Origin of the sequence: Limnohabitans sp. YIMB22184 (assembly GCF_048020265.1) — a bacterium.
Lineage (GTDB): Bacteria > Pseudomonadota > Gammaproteobacteria > Burkholderiales > Burkholderiaceae_C > Limnohabitans_A.
Window position 1 is genome coordinate 56,173 of sequence record NZ_CP171843.1, and the last position, 20,251, is coordinate 76,423.

Below are 20,251 nucleotides of genomic sequence, written 5' to 3' on the forward strand. Positions count from 1 at the left end.
TTGTCTCCAGTGTTTTGAATTTTTTACATCAGGGCCGCGTACACCAGGTCGCGGAACAAGGGGCGATAGTAGTCGCGTTGGTTGGGTGCCTGGATCATCAGCATCGCGTACATGTCCAGGGCTGGGTCTACAAAGAAGGTGGTGCCCGCGATGCCGCCCCAGTAATACAAGCCCACCGAGCCCGGCACAGGCGACAGACCCAAATGGGTGCGCACCGCAAACCCGAGGCCAAAGCCGTGTCCCGGGGGCAGTAGCGTGCCATCCGACGGTATGCCGCCAAGGTGGTCGGCGGTCATGTAATCCACTGTGTGCGGGCCGAGCAGTCGCACACCGTTCAGCTCGCCCCGGTTGCGCAAGAACTGCAAAAAGCGGGTGTAGTCCATGGCCGTGGACATGAGGCCACCGCCGCCGCCCTCCATGGCGGGCACCTGACGTGGCTCCAGTACTTTCATGGGCACGCCACCATCAGGGTCGTGCGCAAAGGGCTCTGCAATGCGGTGCTGTTGTTCGGGTGGCACGGCAAAGCCCGTGTCCACCATGCCCAGCGGGCTAAAAATCTCGGCTTGCAAAAATGCGCCCAGGCCTTGGCCGCTGACCACTTCGACCAAGCGCCCCAGCACATCTGTGGCGCGGCTGTAGGCCCACACGCTGCCGGGTTGAAACTGCAGCGGCAGCGCCGCCAGTGTTTGCGAGAACTCGGCGTTGGTCCGATCGCGTGAAGCGATCTTCACTTGGCCGTATTGCTGCTGCACGGGCGATGTACCCAAAAATTCATAGGTCAGCCCCGCCGTGTGGCGCAGCAGGTCTTGCACCGTGGCTTCTTGCTTGACTGGTTCGAGCCCGTTGGCGGTCGCTACCTGCTGCTTGGCGTATTCGGGCAACCACCGGCTGACCGGGTCGGAGAGCAGCAACTGACCGCGCTCGACCAGCATCATCACGGCCACCGACACGACCGGCTTGGTCATCGAATAGATACGGAAGATGCTGTCGGTCTGCATGGGGGTGCCCGTGGCAGGGTCTTGCTGGCCCACGGCCTCGAACAAGGCGATTTGGCCTTTGCGAGCAACCATGGCCACCGCGCCCGGCAGTCGGCCGCTGGTCACTTCGCGGCGCAGCACGTCCATCAGGCGCTGGGTGCGCTCGGGGCACAGGCCCACGTCAGCAGGGTGGGCTCGGGGTAAGGCGGGGTGTGGGGTCATCGGATGCTCCAGAAGAAGGGTGTTTTGTACACCAGTGACCGACGAGGGGGTATCACCTAAAGCAACCTCATGGCAGTGAGGTGCACCCATTGGGCCTGGGGGTCAAGCACATCGCCAAAGCGCCATGCCACGCTGCGCTTTGCTGGTGTCGCTGGGCGTGAGCGTCAATGGGCCTTGGAGTGTCTGGCGCAGCACGTCGGCCAGCGTCATCAGGGCGGACTCAGGGCCGCTGAGCAGTTCAAGCTCCAGCTCCAGCAGGGGCTCGCTCAAGTCGGTACCGGGCACATGGATGCGGCCTTGGTCCAGTGCCACTTCGATCTGGGCATCTGCGTGCGTGACCACCCAGCGCTGGCGTTCAAAGTTGGTGCAAAACAGCGCCTTCAAACTCGGCCGCATCGCCATCAGGTCGGTGGCCAGCGCAGCGTCGTCGACCAGCGCGTCAAAGGCCAAAGCGCCCGGGGTGGTCGGGCCCTCCCATTCTTGTCTGCGCGACAAGCCGTTCTCACTTTGCCCAGCCGTTTTCACCGTCAGCAGCCACTGATCGCCTGCCAGTCGTTCGCGCACCGCCATATGGCGTTGCTGCAGGGCCAGTTCCGGCGTGTCGAAATAGGTGTTGAGCAGGTGCTGCTTGCTGCCCGCACTCGCCAGCAGCGGGTGGGTCAATAGGCGCGGCAGGTCAGCTTCTGAAAGACCCAGTTTGAGTTCGGTTTCCATGCGTGTGTGCAGGATATGCAGTGGGTCATGCCCCATTATCCGGTGGGAAGCGCATCACGCTGGAAAGCGTTCACGCAAATAAGCCACGATGGCGTCCGAGTCTTGTAGCCAGCGGGTTTGGCCGTTGGCGTCTGTGATTTTCAGGCAAGGCACTTTGGTGGCGCCGCTGCCTTGCAGCAGGTGTTCACGGTTGGCCGTGTTGTGCTGTGCATCGCGCTTTTCAATCGGCAACGACAGGCGGCGCATTTCTTGGCGCACCTTGATGCAAAACGGGCAGGTGCTGAACTGGTAGAGCGCCAAGCTTTGGCATTGCTTATCGATGGCAGCTTGGGCAGCGGGCGCACGTTGCACGCCAGTCGGTTGGGTCAGGCGCTCTTTGAGCAGCATGACGGGGCCCAGCACGATGCGCAGGGTTTTGAAAAAAGCACGGATCAAGGTTTTCATGAGGGTTTCAAAAATTCAAAAAAATGGATGACGCATGTGGCGGTGCATCGGTGTCACAGCAAACGTGCTAAGTAGTGGCCCGTGAAGCTCGCCTTGTTTTTGGCCAGCTGCTCCGGCGTCCCTTCACCCAGCACTGTGCCGCCGCCCGCGCCACCCTCTGGTCCCATGTCGATCAGCCAGTCGGCGGTTTTGATCACGTCTAGGTTGTGCTCGATGATGACGATGGTGTTGCCCGCATCGCGCAATTGGTGCAGCACTTTGAGCAGCAAATCGATGTCGGCAAAGTGCAGGCCGGTGGTGGGTTCGTCCAATATGTAGAGCGTGCGGCCCGTGTCGCGTTTGGAGAGTTCGAGTGCGAGCTTGACGCGTTGCGCCTCGCCGCCCGAGAGGGTGGTGGCGCTTTGGCCCAGACGGATGTAGGTCAGGCCCACATCCAGCAGGGTTTGCAGCTTGCGTGCAATGTTGGGCACGGCGCTGAAGAACTGGTGCGCAGCTTCCACCGTCATGTTCAGGATTTGCGCGATGTTCTGGCCCTTGTATTGAATTTCCAGCGTTTCGCGGTTGTATCGCATGCCGTGGCACACGTCGCAAGGCACATACACATCGGGCAAAAAGTGCATCTCCACTTTCACCATGCCGTCGCCCTGGCAGGCTTCGCAGCGGCCACCGGTCACGTTGAAGCTGAAGCGCCCCGGGCCGTAGCCGCGCTCGCGTGCAGCCGGCACTTCGGCCATCAGTTCGCGGATGTGGGTGAACAGGCCCGTATAAGTGGCGGGGTTGCTGCGAGGCGTGCGGCCAATCGGCGACTGGTCGACGTTGATGACCTTGTCGAAGTGCTCCAGTCCTTTGATTTCTTCGTGGGCGGCGGCCTCGTCGTGTGCCCGGTGGATCTGGTGCGCCGCGGCGGTGTACAGCGTGTCGTTGACCAATGTCGACTTGCCCGAGCCTGACACCCCGGTCACGCAAGTGAGCAGCCCGACAGGGAACTTCACATTCACGTTCTTCAGGTTGTTGCCCGATGCGCCAATGATCTCGATGAAGTCCTTGCCTGCCTTGTGGCGTTTGGGGATCTCGATCTTCTTGCGACCCGACATGTACTGGCCGGTGACCGAATCGGGTGCGGCCAAAATGTCGGCGCAAGTGCCCTGCGCCATCACCCGCCCGCCGTGCACGCCCGCGCCCGGCCCCATGTCGATCACATGGTCGGCCACCCGGATCATGTCTTCGTCGTGCTCGACCACCAGCACGCTGTTGCCGATGTCGCGCAGGTGTTGCAGCGTGCCGATCAGTCGGTCGTTGTCGCGCTGGTGCAGGCCAATGCTGGGCTCGTCCAGCACATACATCACGCCCGTGAGGCCCGAGCCGATCTGGCTGGCCAGGCGGATGCGCTGCGATTCGCCGCCCGACAAGGTGTCGGCGCTGCGGTCCAGGCTCAAATAATTGAGGCCCACGTCGTTCAAAAACTTCAGACGTAGTGCGATCTCACGCACCACCTTGTCGGCAATTTCGGCCTTGGCACCGTGCATTTTCAGGCCCTGAAAATACTGTTGTGATTCGCCCAGCGTGATGTGGCTGATTTCGTAAATGGCGCGGGCTTGTGCGCCTTCGCCAATGCGCACATGGCGGGCTTCGCGCCGCAGACGCGTGCCGTGGCAATCGGTGCAGGCCTGCATGTTGCGGTAACGCGCCAGGTCTTCGCGCACCACGGCCGAGTCGGTCTCGCGGTAGCGGCGCGTCATGTTGGGGATGATGCCTTCAAACGGGTGCTTCTTGCTGACCTTTTTGCCCTGCGAGGCACCGGACTCCATCACGTAGCTGAACTTGATCTCTTCGTCGCCCGAGCCGTACAGCAACACCTGTTGGTGCGCGGGCGCGAGTTTTTCAAACGGCGTTTCGATGTCGAACTGGTAATGCTTGGCCAGGCTTTCGAGCATGCTGAAGTAAAAGCCGTTGCGTCGGTCCCAGCCCTTGATCGCCCCACTGGCCAGGCTCAGGCTAGGGAAGGCGACGACCCGCTCTGGGTCAAAAAACGCCATGCTGCCAATGCCGTCGCAAGTGGGGCATGCGCCCATGGGCGAGTTGAAGGAGAACAAGCGCGGCTCCAACTCGCTGATGGAGTAGGTGCACACCGGGCAAGAGAACTTGGCGTTGAACAGGTGCTCGACGCCGCTGTCCATCTCCAGCGCCACGGCGCGGTGCTCGGCCAGGTGCAGCGCGGCCTCAAAGCTCTCGGCCAGGCGCTGGCGCAGGGCGTCTCTGGCCTTGGCATCTTCCTCGGCGCGGATCTTGATGCGATCCACCACCACGTCGATGTTGTGTTTCTCGGTTTTCTTGAGCGTGGGCAGGTCTTCCACCTCCACCGTCTGCCCGTTGATGCGAAAGCGCACATAGCCCAGCGCCTGCATCTGCTCAAACACTTTTTCAAACTCGCCTTTTTTCTCGCGGGCAATGGGCGCCACGATCATCAGCTTGGTGTCTTCGGGCAGGGCCAGCACGGTGTCCACCATCTGGCTTACGGTTTGCGCTTGCAGCGGCAAGTTGTGGTCGGGGCAATACGGCGTACCCGCGCGGGCGTACAGCAAGCGCAGGTAGTCGTGGATCTCGGTCACAGTGCCCACGGTGGAGCGTGGGTTGTGGCTGGTGGCCTTTTGCTCGATGGAAATTGCAGGAGACAGGCCTTCGATCAGGTCCACATCGGGTTTGTCCATCAGCTGCAAGAACTGCCGCGCATAGGCCGACAGGCTTTCTACATAACGGCGCTGGCCTTCGGCGTACAGCGTGTCAAAAGCCAGGCTCGACTTGCCCGAGCCCGACAGCCCGGTGATCACCACCAGCTGGTTACGCGGGATGTCCAGATCGATGTTTTTCAGGTTGTGGGTGCGCGCCCCGCGCACGCTGATGTGGGTTTGCCGCAGCGCCGAGGCCAGATACTTCGCTTCTGGCGGTTCGTCAGGCAAGAGAGAAGGGTCAACAAGGTTCACGGTGGGCGGCCAAATCAGCAAAACCTTTGATTATCCCCGCCCATATGGTTTTGGGCACCCGGGGTGGTCAATCAGGGACAATCCGGCTTTTGGCTTTGCCCATGGGCGGGATTTTTTTGTGGCCGACGCTTCGCATTCAATGGCTTTGGATTCTTTGGACATGACACCCACCGAGCGCCACGCCAGCGCCTCGCTGGCCAGCATTTTTGCGCTGCGCATGCTGGGTTTGTTTTTGGTGTTGCCGGTTTTTGCGCTGGAGGCCCGCCGCTACCCCGGCGGCGAAGACCCGGTGTGGCTGGGCTTGGCCATGGGCATTTATGGCCTGACGCAGGGCCTTTTGCAACTGCCCTTTGGCATGGCCTCGGACCGTTTTGGGCGCAAGCGTGTCATTGTGCTGGGCTTGCTGGTCTTCGCCTTGGGCAGCTTTTGGGCGGCCGCCGCCACCGACCTGACGGGCTTGCTGGTCGGACGCAGCTTGCAGGGCGCAGGGGCGGTGTCGGCCGCGGTCACGGCCTTGCTGGCCGATCTGACGCGCGACGAGGTGCGCACCAAGGCCATGGCTTTGGTGGGGGGCAGCATTGGTTTGATGTTCGCCCTGTCCTTGGTGGTGTCGCCCCTGCTCACCGCCTGGATCGGTTTGCCCGGCCTGTTTTGGCTCACGGGTGTGCTGGCTTTGCTGGGGGTGGGCGTGGTCGTCTGGGGGGCGCCCCCTGCGCCTGCGCCTGTGACCGGGCAGGGCCGGGGGCGGTTGCGCGAGGTGCTGGCCCATGCCGACCTGATGCGCCTGAATGTGGGTGTATTTGTGTTGCACGCGGTGCAGCTGGCCATGTGGGTGGCTGTGCCGGCTTTGCTGGTGCAAGCCGGGCTGCCGACGGCACAGCACTGGCAGGTGTATTTGCCAGCCGTGCTCCTGTCTTTCTTGTTTTTGGGCGCGGTGTTTGCCATGGAGCGCCGCGGGCACCTGAAAAAGGTGTTCCTGCTCTCGATCGGCCTGATCGTGCTGGTGCAAGCTGGCCTGTTCTTCCAATCGGTGGGCACCACCAGCTTGGGGGCTTTGGCGGCCTTGCTGCTGGTGTTCTTCTGTGGCTTCAATGCGCTGGAAGCCACCCAACCCAGTTTGGCTTCGCGCATTGCTCCCCGTGCCATGCGCGGCACCGCCATGGGGGTTTACAACACCTTGCAGTCGCTGGGCTTTTTTGTCGGTGGGCTCACGGGCGGCTGGCTGGTCAAGTCCTGGGGCAGCCCGGCGCTGTTTTTGTGCTGCGGGGTGGCCATGCTGGCGTGGTTGCTGGTGGCCTGGCCTATGCAAACCCCGGGCCGAAGTGCGCCGCTTGGGCAAGCGGCCTGAGGGCGGCACCTGGCGGCTGGCTCGCCGGGGAATGGCCCCATAATTCAAACATCATCGAGGAGTTTTCATGGCATCCGTCAACAAAGTCATCATCGTCGGCAACCTGGGCCGCGACCCTGAAACCCGCTATTTGCCTTCGGGTGATGCGGTCAGCAACATCAATGTGGCCACCACCGACCGTTACAAGGACAAAGCCACGGGCGAGATGAAAGAAGCCACCGAGTGGCACCGCATCAGCTTTTTCGGCAAATTGGCCGAAATCGCAGGCCAGTACCTGAAAAAGGGTTCGCAAGTCTATGTGGAAGGCAGCTTGCGCACCCGCAAATACACCGACAAAGACGGCATCGAAAAATTTGCCACCGAAATCCGGGGTGAAACCATGCAGATGCTCGGTGGTCGCCAGGGCATGGGCGGCCCGTCCGATGACGGCGGTGGCGGCTATGCACCGCGCCAGTCGGCACCCGCCGCACGTCCTGCCGCAGCGCCTGCGCAGCGCCCAGCCGCTGCACCCAAGCCTGCCGCCAGCAGCTTTGACGACATGGACGACGACATCCCGTTCTGAGGACCGCGTCATTTGCTTCCAAAACCCGTGGTCTGCACCACGGGTTTTTTTATAGGAAAAAATCGCCACATGACAGAGCGTGTGTCTTTTGCGTCCGTGCAACATTTAGGTTTTGCGTGGTTTGCCATGGTCATGGGCCTGTGCGGCCTGTCGCTGGCATGGTTTCGCGCTGTGCCGCACTGGGGGCCTGTCGCTTCCCAGGTGTCGCTGGGTGTGGGCGTGTTGGCGGGCCTGGTCTTTGTGGCGCTGATCGGGCTCAAGCTGTGGCGCTGGGTGCACTTTCCTGCCGCAGTGCTGGAAGATGCACGCCACCCCTTGCGTCATGTGTTTGTGGCTGCGCTGCCGTCCTCTTTGGTCTTGCTGCCCACGGTCTGGGTGGCGCACCACGGCTACGGCCCGTGGGCCGATGCGCTGTGGATGCTGGGGGCAGCAGGTTTGTTGCTGGGCACTGTCGGGGTCATCTGGCGCTGGTTGCAACCGGGCGTGAAGGCTGACGATTTTTGGCGCGGCATGACTCCTGCGCTGTTCATTCCGGTGGTGGGCAACGTGCTGCCTGCTCTGGCGGGCGTGACGCTGGGCCACCCAGTGTGGTCGGCCGCGCAGTACGGCGTTGCGATTTTTTTGTGGCCGATCGCCTTGGTGCTTGTTCTGGTGCGCATCGGCATGGTGGGCTTGTGGCCCCCGCGCATGCTGCCTACCACCTTCATCACCATGGCGCCGCCCTCGGTGCTGGCTCTGTCGGGGCACCAGCTGGGCGCACCTGACACGGTGCTGCACTTGTTGTGGGGCATCTCTTTGTTTTTCACGCTGGTGTCGCTGACCGTGCTCAAGCGCTGCCTGCAGCAGCCTTTTGGCATGCCTTTTTGGGCCATGTCTTTTCCCTTGGCGGCTTCTGCGGCTTTGTCTTTGCACCTGGCCCCATTGCAAGGCTGGGCCCATGTTTTGGCCATGGCCTGGCTGGTTTGTGCTTCGGGGGTGATCGGGGCCTTGTTGTGGGCCACGGTTCATGGGTTGTGGCACGGCCGTCTGCTGGTGGCCGAAAGCCCTGTACCGTTGCCTGCACAGCCCTGAGTCCTCGTGCTTGGCGGGGATGCGCTGCGTTCGGGTCAGGCGACATTTCTGAACCCAAGGGGTGTTCTGTTTTCCATAACGTCGTCAAAATGCAGGCATGAACGAAATCACTTCCCGGTTTTTGCCCCAAGAAGACGCCCTGCGGCGTGAACTGCACAACGAGGTACACGCCCGCCCTTCGGCCCGGGTGCGCTTGCCTGCCTTGATCGTGTACGTGGCGGTGCTCAATGCCGGGGTGTCCCGAGAGCAGGAGTGGGCACATTTGCGCCTGTTGCCGGGCCACGCGGATTTGAGTCTGGAGAGTCTGCAAGGCAATTTTCTGCGCTTGAGATGCGACCATTTCACCGTGAAATGGGAGCGACACACCGAATTCACACGCTACTCCATCGTGCAGGCTTTGCCAGCGCATGCCGGGTGGGGTGCCGAGCAGCCCGAGTTGGCCGCGCATGTGGTGGCCGGGACCGAGTGGGTCCGTGGCATACCCGGGCAAACCATGGCGGCCATTCATCTGGGCATGTTGCAAGCCGACATCGACCAGTCTGACCTGATTGCCACCGCCCAATCCTGGCTCGGCCCGGATGCAGTGCTGGCCTCGCGCATGGGCAACACCACCGAAGGCTTGCCGCACTCGTGCATCCTGACCCATTTCCGCATCGGCGCCGATGGCTTTGAGCGCATGCTGGTGCTGGCCCCCGATGGCACCACCGAAGCGCGTGCCGGCCGCATTTCCCAGCGCCTGCTGGAGATGGAAACCTACCGGCTGATGGCCTTGCGCGGCTTGCCTGTGGCCAAGAATTTGTCGGCCATGTTGTCAGCTGCCGAGGCGCAGCTGGCCGACATCACCGGTTTGCTCGAAAGCAAGGGCGAAAGCGACCAAGCCTTGCTCGACTTGCTGGTGTCCCTGGCCGCCCGCATCGAGCGGGCCACGGCCGAGCATGGCTTCCGGTTTTCGGCCACGCGGGCGTATGACACGCTCGTCAGTCAACGCTTGGCCGAGTTGCGCGAGCGGCCGATTTCGGGCACCCAAACCCTGGGCGAATTCATGCAACGCCGCTTGTCTCCGGCCATGGCCACGGTGCAGGCCACAGAAAAACGCCTGGCCTCTTTGGCCGAGCGGGTCTCACGCACAAGCGCCTTGCTGCGCACGCGTGTGGACATCGCCACCGAAGCCCAAAACCAGGTGCTGCTGGAAAAGCTCACCAAAGGCCAAGCCTTGCAGCTGCGATTGCAAAGCACGGTGGAAGGCCTGTCGATCGCGGCGATCTCTTATTACGTGGTCAGTCTTTTGCTCTATGTGGTCAAAGCTTTGAAAGCTGCGGGCATGCCGTTTCAGCCGGAAACGGTGGTGGGGTTCTTGGTTCCGGTGGTCTTTTGGTGCGTCTGGAAGGCCGTGCAGCGCATTCACAAAAAGTTGCACCAACTGGAGCCTTGAGTCATGGAGTTGCGGCAGCTGCGCTATTTCGTGAAGGTGGTTGAAGTCGGCAGCATCAGCCGCGCGGCGCTCGACCTGGATTTGGTGCAGTCGGCGCTGAGCCAGCAGATCACGCGCCTGGAAGGGGAGTTAAGCACCCGCCTGTTGCAGCGCACCCCCCAAGGTGTGACTCCCACCGAAGCGGGTGTGGCCTTTTTTCGGGAGGCTCAGCTGACTTTGCGGCACGCTGAGCAAGCGGTGCGCTCCGCCCAGCAGGCCCGACTGACGGGCACGGTGAGCGTGGGTCTGGCACCCACCACGGCGGCGGTTTTAGGGTTGCCCTTGATGTGCGCCATGCGCGAGCGCTACCCGGATGTTCGCCTTCACATGGTAGAGAGCCTGTCGGGCCATTTGTCGGCCATGCTCAATGCGCGGCAGCTCGACTTGGCGGTGTTGTTTGACTCACCCATTCGTGCCAGCCAGCACTTGCAGACTGCTCGTCGATGGAGCGTTTGGTCCTTGATCCAGGAGGACATCTTTTTGATTGCGGCCCGCTCGACGCGCTCAGCCAAGGCGCCGTCAAACTTGTGCATGGCTGATTTGGTGCATGAGCCCCTGATTTTGCCCACTGGGCCGCATGGTCTGCGCAGCACACTGAACGCCGCATTTGCTCGGGCCAATGTCACGCCGCAAGTGACGCTTGAAGTCGATTCTCTGGCCATGCTGATGGATGCGGTCAATTCGGGTTTGGGTGGGACTTTGCAGCCATGGGCGGCGGTGTCACGCATGGGACCAGAGCGCGAAAGTCTTTACATGGCCCGCATCACTGACCATCAAGTGCAGCGAGTGAATTTGCTGTGCGGCTTGTCCGACGATGAACTTTCGCCCGCCGCTTTGGCGACCCGCGTGGTCCTGGCCGATTGCGCACGGGCGTTGGTGCAAAGTGGCGCTTGGCTGGGCTCGGCCATCAGCCCCGTCGCTTAGCTGTTTTCGGGCATCACGAAAAGTGATGGCCCCATGCCCTCAAGGGGCTGCACGGCCTGCGCAGGCGTCTCTAAAGTGAATGTTTTACACACACAAAAGGAGACGCCCATGGACTTGCAACTCAACAACAAAACCGCCCTGGTCACGGGTGCCAGCGTAGGCATCGGTCGTGGCATTGCCAAGGCGTTGGCTGCCGAAGGCGTGCGCGTGGCGGTGTCGGCGCGGCGCGTGGACAAGCTCCAGGAGTTGGCCGCGGAGATTGTGGCCGCTGGCGGTCATGCGCCCGTGATCATCGAGTCGGACCTGTACGCCGAAGACGCGGCCAAACGCCTCGCCGATGCCGCTTTGGCGGGTTTGGGCAGTGTGGACATTTTGGTGAACAACGCTGGCGGTTCACGCAGCTTCAAGGACTTGCATGTGAGCGAAGAAGCCTGGCAAGAGGCCATCACCTTAAATTTTCACCGCCCACGCCAAGTGGCCGACGCCTTGATTGACCAGATGATCGCGCGCAACTGGGGCCGCATCATCAACATCACCGGCAAGAGTGAGCCCGAGCACACCAACGGCGCTTTTTGTGCGAAGGCGGGCATTCACAGCTGGGCCAAAGGCTTGTCGCGCATGGTCGGCAAGCATGGCGTGACGGTGAACTGCGTGCCTCCCGGACGCATCCATTCCGAGCAGATTTTTCGCAACTACAGCCCCGAATACCGTCAGTGGCAGTGCGAGAACGAAATCCCCATGGGTCGTTACGGCGAGCCGGAGGACATGGCCAACTTGGTCACGTTTTTGGCATCGCCTTTGGCCAGTTACATCACGGGGGCGGTCATTCCGGTGGACGGCGGGCTGCGCAAATACCAATTCTGACAGCGCACTTGGTCTGGCACATTCAAATCCTTTCAAAAATTACAGGAGACAAACATGAAAAATCCGTCTCGCCGTTGGGCGATTGGCGCAGGCATTTCGGCGCTGGCTTTGTGCACATCGGCAACTTGGGCGCAATCTCCAAGTGCTCCGTGGCCCAGCAAGGCCATTCGTTTCGTGGTGCCGTTTGCACCAGGTGGCACCAGTGAAATCGTGGCTCGCTCGGTGGCGGCTGAGCTGACCAAGCAGCTCGGGCAAAGCGTGTACGTGGAAAACAAACCCGGTGGTGCGGGCGTGACCGCCATGCAAGAAGTGGCCAAAGCTGCGCCTGATGGGCACACCATCATCCTCACGCATGTGGGCACTTTGGCGGTGAACCCTTACATGTTGAAAAATCAGCCCTACGATGTGAACAAGGATTTTGTACCGGTCACTTTGCTGGCCAAGGTACCCAACGTTTTTGTGATTCATCCCGACGTGCCGGCCAAAAACTTCAAGGAGTTTGTGGACTACGCCAAGGCCAATCCGGGCAAGCTCAACTATGGCTCTGCGGGCAATGCCAGTGCGGGCCATCTGGCCATGGAGTACCTCAAGCTGGTCACAGGCATGTACATCACCCACATCCCTTATCGCGGTACGGGTCCACAGTTGACCGACTTGCTGGCCGGACGCACGCACGCGTCTTCTGCAGGCATGCCCGCCTTGGGGGCGCACATCCGCAGCGGCAAGCTGCGCGCCATTGCTGTGGGCACGCAACAGCGCATCGCAGCCATGCCCGATGTGCCGACTGTGGCCGAGCTGGGTTTCAAAGACTTTGAAACCTCGCAGTGGTACGGCATCCACGTGCCCGCAGGCACACCGCCTGAGATCGTCAAGCGCTTGCAGGAAGAGTCGCTCAAAGCCCTTAAGTCAAGTGCGGTGACTGAGCGCTTTGCCACCGATAACGCGGTGGGCGGGGGCGGGCCTTCCAGTGAGTACGCGGCGTTCATCAAGAACGAGCAGCGCATCTGGAGCGACATCGTCAAACGAGCAGGTATCAAGCCTGATTGAGCATTGTCTTTTTTCGGAGCAGGCATGGACTTGGATGTATTGGTGATCGGCGGCGGCAACGCGGCCTTGTGCGCGGCCTTGATGGCGCGCGAAGCCGGGGCCAGCGTGATGCTGCTGGAGTCGGCGCCGCGTGAGTGGCGAGGCGGAAACTCGGGGCATACGCGCAATTTGCGCTGCATGCACGATGCCCCCCAGGACGTGCTGGTCGATGCCTACCCGGAAGAAGAGTTTTGGCAAGACCTGCTCAAGGTCACGGGCGGCTTGACCGACGAACACCTGGCCCGTTTGGCCATTCGCCATTCGGCCACCTGCAGGCCCTGGATGGTCAAGCACGGCGTGCGCTTTCAGCCTTCGTTGTCGGGCGCTTTGCACACGGCCCGCACCAACGCGTTTTTCATGGGCGGGGGCAAGGCGCTGGTCAATGCCTATTACCGCAGCGCCGAAAAATTGGGTGTGCAGATCCACTACAACGCTGAAGTGGACAGCGTCGAATTGGACAAAGGCCGTTTTGTGGCCGCGTCGGTCATGCACAAACAGGCCGACGGCAGCGTGCGACGTGAGCGCATTGAGGCCCGCACCTGTGTGTTGGCGGCGGGTGGGTTTGAGTCCAACCGCGAGTGGCTGCGCGAAGCTTGGGGCCAAAACGAGCGTGGTGAATACCCGGCGGATCAGTTTTTGATCCGCGGCACGCGCTTCAACCAAGGCGTGCTGCTCAAGCACATGCTGGAGCAAGGCGCCGACCGCATTGGTGACCCCACCCAGGCGCACATGGTGGCCATTGACGCCCGTGCACCGTTGTATGACGGCGGCATTTGCACCCGCATTGACTGCGTGTCTTTGGGTGTGGTGGTCAACCGAGAGGCGCGGCGTTTTTATGACGAGGGTGAAGACTTCTGGCCCAAGCGCTACGCGATCTGGGGCCGTTTGGTGGCGCAGCAGCCGGGGCAGGTGGCGTATTCGATCATCGACGCCAAGGCGGTGGGCCGCTTCATGCCGCCCGTGTTTGAAGGCACGCAGGCCGACAGCCTGCCTGAGCTGGCCCGCAAATTGGGGTTGGATGAAGCCACCTTCATGCAAACGCTCAACGACTACAACGCGGCCTGCCGCGAAGGCAAGTTTGATCATACGGCGCTGGACGACTGCCACACCGAGGGTGTGAGCCCTGCCAAAACCCACTGGGCGCGGCCGCTCGACACCGCGCCTTACTACGCCTATGCCGTGCGGCCTGGCGTCACTTTTACTTATTTGGGCCTCAAAACCGATGACACGACCGCTGTGCGATTCAACAACCAGCCCAGCCCCAACCTGTTTGTGGCCGGCGAGATGATGGCGGGCAATGTGCTGGGCAAGGGCTACACCGCTGGGGTGGGCATGACGATTGGCACGGCCTTTGGCCGCATCGCGGGCGAGCAGGCGGCCAAAGCCGTCAAAGCCCAAAAAGAAGGAGCGGCCCATGCAAACGCTTGAAGCCCTGACGCGCGATGCCCGTGCGCTGGCACGCGGCGAGTTGACCGCACCCGAAGCCGAAGTGGCCCGGCAAATGCAAATTTGCAATGGCTGCCGCTACTGCGAGGGTTTTTGTGCGGTGTTCCCGGCCATGACGCGGCGGCTGGAGTTTGGCAAGGCCGATATCCATTACATGGCCAACCTGTGCCACAACTGCGGTGCGTGTCTGCACTCTTGCCAATATGCTCCACCGCACGACTTTGCCATCAACGTGCCCAAGGCCATGGCCCAGGTGCGCGGCCAGACCTATGCCGACTACGCTTGGCCACCCGCTTTGGGCAGTTTGTACCAACGCAACGGCCTGACCTTGTCGGTGGCGCTCGCTTTGGGTTTGGCCTTGTTCTTGGCCTTGGCGATGCTGCGTCAAGGCACGCTGTGGGGCGCGCCCGTGGCCGGTGGTTTCTATGCGGTGTTCCCTCACAACCTGATGGTGAGCCTGTTTGCGCCCATCTTCTTGTTTGCGGTGCTGGCGTTGGCACTGGGGGTGATGCGTTTTTGGCGTGATGTGACGCCCGCCACCAGCGGGGCCGATTTGACATCGCCTGCAGCAGCCGAAGCGGCGCACGCCGCTTTGCGCCTGAAGTACTTGGACGGTGGCCACGGCGATGGCTGCCACAACGAGGACGACGCCTGGACGCATGCCCGCAGGCGTTACCACCACCTGACGTTTTACGGCTTCATGCTGTGCTTTGCCGCCACCAGCGTGGCCACGCTGTACCACTATGTGTTGGGCTGGCCAGCGCCTTACGACCTGACGACTTTGCCCAAGTTGCTGGGCGTGATTGGTGGGGTGAGCCTGACGGTGGGGACAGCCGGTTTGTGGCGCTTGAACCTGCGCCGCCACCCAGAGCACGGCGACGCAGCGCAAAAGCCCATGGACCGGGGTTTCATCGCCTTGTTGTTTTTGGTCAGTGTGACGGGTTTGCTGCTTTGGTTGCTGGGCCAAACGGCGGCCATGCCTTTGATGCTGGCGGTGCACTTGGGTGCGGTGATGGCTTTGTTCTTGACGCTGCCCTACGGCAAGTTTGCGCACGGGGTTTTCCGCACGGCGGCCTTGCTGCGCTTTGCCGTCGAAAAGCGTCAGCCCAATCGGCTGGGCTTGGGCGGGGAGTGAGCGTTTTTCGAACAGGGTGCGATCCCGCCGCCAGGCATTTCTCAGCCAGGGCAGGCGCTGGCCGAGTGGATCACGCCACCGCCCAGGCACACCTCGCCGTCGTACAACACAGCGCTTTGGCCGGGGGTGACGGCCCATTGGGGATCGCTGAACGACAACTCAAAGCCCGTGGAGCCATCGGGCATGCTGAGCGCTTGCAGATGGCAGGGTGCATCGGCTTGCCGGTAGCGGGTTTTGGCGGCATAAGCGCCTGGCGCAGGGGCCTGGCCTGCGCACCAGCTCACATCGGTGGCCTGAAGTTGGGGCGACAACAACCAGGGGTGGTCGTGCCCTTGAACCACCCACAAGGTATTTTTTTCCACGTCTTTGCGGGCCACAAACCAGGGCGTGTGTTCGCTGCCACCTTTTTGTGCGCCTTGGGTTTTGATGCCGCCAATGCCCAAGCCCTGGCGCTGGCCCAGGGTGTAAAAGCTCAGCCCCACATGTTTTCCAATGGTGCGCCCTGACGGGTCCTTGATCGGACCGGGTTCCTTGGAGATGTAGCGGTTCAAAAACTCACGGAAGGGTCGCTCGCCGATGAAGCAGATGCCGGTGGAGTCTTTCTTTTTGGCGTTGGGCAGGCCGATCTCTTCGGCGATGCGACGCACTTCGGATTTGTGCAGCTCGCCTACCGGGAACAGGGTTTTGGACAACTGAGCCTGGTTCAGGCGGTGCAGAAAATAGCTTTGGTCCTTGCTGGGGTCGAGGCCCTTGAGCAGCTCGTGCCGACCTGTTGCAGTGTTCAAACGCACCCTGGCGTAATGGCCGGTGGCGATTTTTTCGGCGCCCAGCCGCATGGCATGGTCCAGAAAGGACTTGAACTTGATTTCAGCGTTGCACAGGATGTCGGGGTTGGGCGTGCGCCCGGCCTGGTAATCGCGCAGAAACTCCGAAAAAACACGGTCTTTGTAATCGGCCGCAAAATTGACGTGCTCGATCTCGATGCCCAGCACATCCGCCACGGCGGCGGCATCCACGAAGTCGATGTTGGAAGAACAGTATTCGCTGTCGTCGTCGTCTTCCCAATTTTTCATGAAGATGCCAATGACCTCATGGCCCTGTTGCTTGAGCAAATGGGCGGTGACAGCAGAATCGACGCCGCCGGACAAGCCGACGACCACACGGTGAAGTTGGGACATGCTGCAATTATCCCGCGACCACCTGCCCTGCCCGACAAGGCCGAAAATTTATAATGCCCGATGGGCCCGAATTCATGACCAAGCACTGCACCTGGTGCCAACACGGCAGAACATTTTTGCGCGACGTCGCGCACGGGATGTTCATCATCACCCACAGTGGTTTGGCCACGGTGGGCTTGACTGCGGTCAGCTTGGTTCTGGCTTTGTGGCTCAATCCGCAATGGTTGCACTCGGCCGAAGGCGCGGTGTTCAACTGGTTGCGTGAGCGTCAGGTTTTATTGTCGTGGCTGCCCGAGAACACCGCAGAACGGGCCACGGCTGTGAGTTTGCAGGATTTGCCACCCGCCCAGGCTGCAGTGGCCGAGTGGTTGGGGCGCAAGTACAAAGTCGCGCCGGAACCCTTGGCCGCTTTGGTGGCCGAAGCGCATGTCTTGTCCAAAAAAACCAAGCTGGCCCCGCATTTCATTTTGGCCGTGATGGCCATCGAGTCCAATTTTCACCCTTATGTTCAGAGTCAGGCCGGGGCGCAGGGTTTGATGCAGGTGATGACGGACATCCACGCCAAGCGTTACGAGGCGTATGGCGGACGTTTGGCCGCTTTTGACCCGATTGCCAACATGCGTGTGGGGGCGGCGGTGTTGTCGGATGCGGTCAAGATGCGGGATGGCTCCCTGGAAGAGGGTCTTAAGTTTTACCTCGGGGGCTACGCCCTGTCTGAGGATGGGGGCTATGTGGCCAAAGTTTTTGCCGAACAAGCCTTGCTGGACCAAGTCGCCGCTGGTCAAAAGCCTGCTTTGCCCTGAGCGTGTTGGGGCTATGACCTCGGTTAGCTGCCCAGCTGAGCCCAAGCGCCATCAGCTGCGCACGAAAAAGACCCCGCTTATCACCAGCCCAGTGAGCATGACCAGCCAGCGCACCCAGCGCACGGGCAGGCGTTTGGCCAAGCGTGCACCCGCCCAGCCTCCGGCTGTGGCCAGGGCCATCATCCACAGCGCCTGCGGCCAGACGATGGCGCCCGCCACCGCAAAAGCGGCCACCGACAGCAGCGACAGCACAAAGGAGTTGAGGTTTTTCAGCGCATTGACCGTGTTCAGCCGGCTCTCGCCCGTCAAGGTGTACAGCGCCATCAGCAAAATGCCCAGTCCGCCATTGAAGTAACCGCCATAAATGGCCACGCCCATCAGGCCTGGCAGTCGCCATGCGGGCTGGCCCTGGCCTGCGTTGCGCCGGGCCAGCCAGGGGCCAGCGGCAAACAGCGCCGTGGCCAGCAGCAGCAACCAAGGCACTAGGCCTGAAAACACCCGCGCCGGGGTGACCAGCAGCAAGCCTGCGCCGATCAAGCCGCCTGTTGCGGCAATCGCCACTTCGCGCTGCAGCAAGGCTTTGGGCAGGGTTTGCAGCTCCGCCCGAAAACCCAGCACGCTGCCCAGGTAACCGGGGCTGACGGCCATGGCGCTGGTGGCATTGGCCGCCAAGGGGGGAATACCGGCAAACACCAGGGCGGGAAAGGTCAGGAAGCTGCCGCCGCCCGCAATGGCGTTGAGCACGCCTGCTGCGAAAGCGGCCGCACCCGTGAGCAGCCACAGCGCTTCTGTGGGCAGGTCGGGGCTCATGTCGACAGGGGGGGCAAGTTGGCCACCGCTGCGTCGGTGTGGATCACGCTCAAGGGGAAACGTTGCCCTGCCAGGTGGTCTTCGATGCAGCGCAAGACCAGGGGGCTGCGGTGGCGCTCGGCACTGGCGCGGATTTCTTCGGGCGTCATCCACAGGGTGCGCACGATGCCCTCGTCCAGGCTCAGGTGGGGCTGCAGCTCGCCGATGTCGCCGCAAAAAGCCATGCGCACATAGGTGATGTCTTCGCCCGTGGCCGGCCGTTGAAAACGCGACAAATAGATGCCCACCAGGGCGGTGGGGGTGAAGGGGTGGGCGGTTTCTTCAAGGGCTTCACGCGCACAGCCTTGTGCAGGTGATTCACCAGGGTCCAGATGGCCTGCCGGGTTGTTCAGGCGCAAGCCCTCCTGGGTGTGTTCTTCGATCAGCAGGTAGCGGCCGTCACGTTCGATGATGGCGGCCACGGTGACATTGGGTTTCCAGCGTGTGTCCATGCGAGGATTATCGGTTTGGACTTGTCAGGGTATGCCCGGGGTGGGGCTGGGTAGGGTGTTGTAAGTTTCGGTATATATTGGACGATTGACTTGGGCTTTAACATGGCCGAGTCCACCGATTTCATCATTTGCAGGAGATTAACCATGCGCATAGGCGTGCCCAAAGAGATATACCCCGGTGAAAAACGGGTGGCCACTGTGCCCGATGTGGTGACCAAACTGGTCAAACTCGGTTTTGAGGTGGTCGTGGAGCAGGGTGCAGGCGAACTCGCCGACCTGTCGGATGCGGCTTATGTCGAGGCCGGTGCCACCGTGGCGCCCAGCGCCGCTGCGCTGTGGAGTGGCAGCGACATCGTCTTCAAGGTGCGTGCCCCCACGCCCGAGGAAGTGGCATTGATGCACGAAGGCCAGACCCTGATCGGCTTTTTGTGGCCCGCGCAAAACCCCGATTTGATGCAGCAGCTCGCGGCCAAGAAAGTCACCGCGCTGTCGATCGACGCACTGCCCCGCACCTTGAGCCGCGCCCAGAAGATGGACGCGCTGACCTCGATGGCGGGTGTGAGCGGCTACCGCGCCGTGGTCGAGGCGGCCAACGCCTTTGGCCGCTTCTTCAACGGCCAGATCACCGCCGCGGGCAAGGTGCCCCCCGCCAAAGTGTTCATCGCCGGTGCCGGTGTGGCCGGCTTGGCCGCCATTGGCGCTGCGGCCAGCCTGGGTGCCATCGTGCGCGCCAACGACACCCGCGCCGAAGTGGCCGACCAGGTCGTGTCGCTCGGCGGTGAGTTCGTCAAGGTGGATTACGAGGAAGAAGGCTCGGGCGGTGGCGGTTACGCCAAGGTCATGAGCGAGGGCTTCCAGGCCGCGCAGCGCGAGATGTACGCGCAGCAGGCCCGCGAGGTGGACATCATTATCACCACCGCGCTGATTCCCGGCAAACCCGCGCCCAAGCTGATCACCGCCGAGATGGTGAAAAGCATGAAGCCCGGCAGCGTCATCGTGGACATGGCTGCCGAACAAGGCGGCAATTGCGAACTGACCGAACCCGGCAAGGCCGTGGTCAAGCACGGCGTGACCATCGTGGGCTACACCGACCTGGCTTCGCGCATGGCACGCCAGTCGTCCACCCTGTACGGCACCAACCTGTTCCGCCTGACGGAAGAGCTGTGCAAGACCAAGGACGGCATCATCAACGTCAACATGCAAGACGATGCCATCCGGGGCCTGACGGTCATCAAGGACGGTGAAATCACCTGGCCTGCGCCACCCCTGCCCGCTGCGGCACCCAAGCCCGCCGCCAAGCCGGTGGCAGCCGCTGAAAAGAAAAGCGCCCACGGCCACGGCAGCAGCGGCCCCATGCCGGTCAAAACATTGGCCACCGTGTTTGGTCTGGGTGCACTGGCCTTCTGGGCCATTGGGGCCTATGCCCCGGCGGCCTTCCTCGGCCACTTCACCGTGTTCGTGCTGGCCTGCTTCATCGGCTACATGGTGGTCTGGAACGTGACGCCTGCGCTGCACACGCCGCTCATGAGCGTGACCAATGCGATCTCCAGCATCATCGTGATCGGTGCGCTGGTGCAGATCCTGCCACCCGAGGCTGGCACCAACGGACGACCTGACCAGCTGATCCAGTGGCTGGCTTTTGCCGGCATTGTGCTGACGGCCGTCAACATGTTTGGTGGCTTTGCCGTGACCCGCCGCATGCTGGATATGTTCCGCAAGTAACG

The 20,251-nt window shown here is 61.9% G+C and carries 18 protein-coding genes; 11 read left to right on the forward strand and 7 right to left on the reverse strand.

The features are described from left to right. Positions 1-23: 23 nt before the first annotated feature. The 4 genes from ACHEXL_RS00270 to uvrA form a co-directional block, all read right to left on the reverse strand. On the reverse strand, positions 24-1,199 hold the full coding sequence (locus ACHEXL_RS00270; protein WP_416560089.1) for a serine hydrolase domain-containing protein: 1,176 nt from the start codon (positions 1,197-1,199) through the stop codon (positions 24-26). A gap of 102 nt (positions 1,200-1,301) precedes the next feature. Continuing rightward, a complete protein-coding gene (locus ACHEXL_RS00275) occupies positions 1,302-1,913 on the reverse strand; it encodes an inorganic triphosphatase (RefSeq protein ID WP_416560090.1) in 612 nt (203 codons plus the stop codon). Positions 1,914-1,967: 54 nt separating this feature from the next. Then, positions 1,968-2,357, reverse strand: a complete 390-nt coding sequence (locus ACHEXL_RS00280; RefSeq protein ID WP_416560091.1) for a glutaredoxin family protein — start codon at positions 2,355-2,357, stop codon at positions 1,968-1,970. Positions 2,358-2,410: 53 nt separating this feature from the next. After that, positions 2,411-5,338 (reverse strand): excinuclease ABC subunit UvrA, encoded by a 2,928-nt coding sequence (gene uvrA / locus ACHEXL_RS00285; protein ID WP_416560092.1) that lies wholly within the window; start codon positions 5,336-5,338, stop codon positions 2,411-2,413. 160 nt (positions 5,339-5,498) lie between these two features. On the opposite strand from uvrA, the gene ACHEXL_RS00290 reads away from it, so the two are divergent. The 9 genes from ACHEXL_RS00290 to tcuB all read left to right on the forward strand — a co-directional run bounded on the left by ACHEXL_RS00290 (position 5,499) and on the right by tcuB (position 15,245). Beyond that, positions 5,499-6,686: an MFS transporter gene (locus tag ACHEXL_RS00290; RefSeq protein WP_416560093.1), complete on the forward strand. Its 1,188-nt coding sequence runs from the start codon at positions 5,499-5,501 to the stop codon at positions 6,684-6,686. Between the two features lie 67 nt (positions 6,687-6,753). Further along, positions 6,754-7,248, forward strand: a complete 495-nt coding sequence (gene ssb / locus ACHEXL_RS00295) for a single-stranded DNA-binding protein (RefSeq protein ID WP_416560094.1) — start codon at positions 6,754-6,756, stop codon at positions 7,246-7,248. 69 nt (positions 7,249-7,317) lie between these two features. Further along, complete coding sequence (locus ACHEXL_RS00300) at positions 7,318-8,319, forward strand: C4-dicarboxylate ABC transporter (RefSeq protein WP_416560095.1); 1,002 nt, start codon at positions 7,318-7,320, stop codon at positions 8,317-8,319. 97 nt (positions 8,320-8,416) lie between these two features. Further along, a complete protein-coding gene (locus ACHEXL_RS00305; RefSeq protein ID WP_416560096.1) occupies positions 8,417-9,751 on the forward strand; it encodes a DUF3422 family protein in 1,335 nt (444 codons plus the stop codon). Between the two features lie 3 nt (positions 9,752-9,754). Then, positions 9,755-10,714 carry a LysR substrate-binding domain-containing protein gene (locus tag ACHEXL_RS00310; protein WP_416560097.1) on the forward strand — a complete coding sequence of 320 codons (960 nt, stop codon included), beginning with the start codon at positions 9,755-9,757 and terminating at the stop codon, positions 10,712-10,714. A 108-nt stretch (positions 10,715-10,822) separates the two neighbouring features. Further along, positions 10,823-11,578, forward strand: coding sequence for an SDR family NAD(P)-dependent oxidoreductase (locus tag ACHEXL_RS00315; RefSeq protein WP_416560098.1), 756 nt, complete (start codon positions 10,823-10,825; stop codon positions 11,576-11,578). A 54-nt stretch (positions 11,579-11,632) separates the two neighbouring features. Next, a complete protein-coding gene (locus ACHEXL_RS00320) occupies positions 11,633-12,625 on the forward strand; it encodes a Bug family tripartite tricarboxylate transporter substrate binding protein (RefSeq protein WP_416560099.1) in 993 nt (330 codons plus the stop codon). Between the two features lie 24 nt (positions 12,626-12,649). Next, entirely contained in the window at positions 12,650-14,092 is a 1,443-nt protein-coding gene (tcuA, locus tag ACHEXL_RS00325; RefSeq protein ID WP_416560100.1) for an FAD-dependent tricarballylate dehydrogenase TcuA, read from the forward strand. Then, positions 14,079-15,245, forward strand: a complete 1,167-nt coding sequence (tcuB, locus tag ACHEXL_RS00330; protein WP_416560101.1) for a tricarballylate utilization 4Fe-4S protein TcuB — start codon at positions 14,079-14,081, stop codon at positions 15,243-15,245. Before tcuA ends, tcuB begins: the two co-directional genes overlap by 14 nt. 41 nt (positions 15,246-15,286) lie before the next feature. Here the strand turns inward: tcuB and mnmA are convergent, their stop codons facing one another. Further along, positions 15,287-16,471 carry a tRNA 2-thiouridine(34) synthase MnmA gene (gene mnmA, locus ACHEXL_RS00335; protein ID WP_416561364.1) on the reverse strand — a complete coding sequence of 395 codons (1,185 nt, stop codon included), beginning with the start codon at positions 16,469-16,471 and terminating at the stop codon, positions 15,287-15,289. A 5-nt stretch (positions 16,472-16,476) separates the two neighbouring features. On the opposite strand from mnmA, the gene ACHEXL_RS00340 reads away from it, so the two are divergent. Continuing rightward, positions 16,477-17,226, forward strand: a complete 750-nt coding sequence (locus tag ACHEXL_RS00340; RefSeq protein WP_416560102.1) for a transglycosylase SLT domain-containing protein — start codon at positions 16,477-16,479, stop codon at positions 17,224-17,226. A gap of 51 nt (positions 17,227-17,277) precedes the next feature. On the opposite strand, the gene ACHEXL_RS00345 is transcribed toward ACHEXL_RS00340, so the two are convergent. Then, positions 17,278-18,036, reverse strand: coding sequence for a sulfite exporter TauE/SafE family protein (locus tag ACHEXL_RS00345; protein WP_416560103.1), 759 nt, complete (start codon positions 18,034-18,036; stop codon positions 17,278-17,280). Further along, positions 18,033-18,527 (reverse strand): NUDIX hydrolase, encoded by a 495-nt coding sequence (locus ACHEXL_RS00350; RefSeq protein ID WP_416560104.1) that lies wholly within the window; start codon positions 18,525-18,527, stop codon positions 18,033-18,035. The genes ACHEXL_RS00345 and ACHEXL_RS00350 overlap by 4 nt, the downstream gene beginning before the upstream one ends. A 144-nt stretch (positions 18,528-18,671) precedes the next feature. Between ACHEXL_RS00350 and ACHEXL_RS00355 the strand changes: the two genes are divergently transcribed. After that, positions 18,672-20,249, forward strand: coding sequence for a Re/Si-specific NAD(P)(+) transhydrogenase subunit alpha (locus ACHEXL_RS00355; protein ID WP_416560105.1), 1,578 nt, complete (start codon positions 18,672-18,674; stop codon positions 20,247-20,249). Positions 20,250-20,251: the final 2 nt, after the last annotated feature.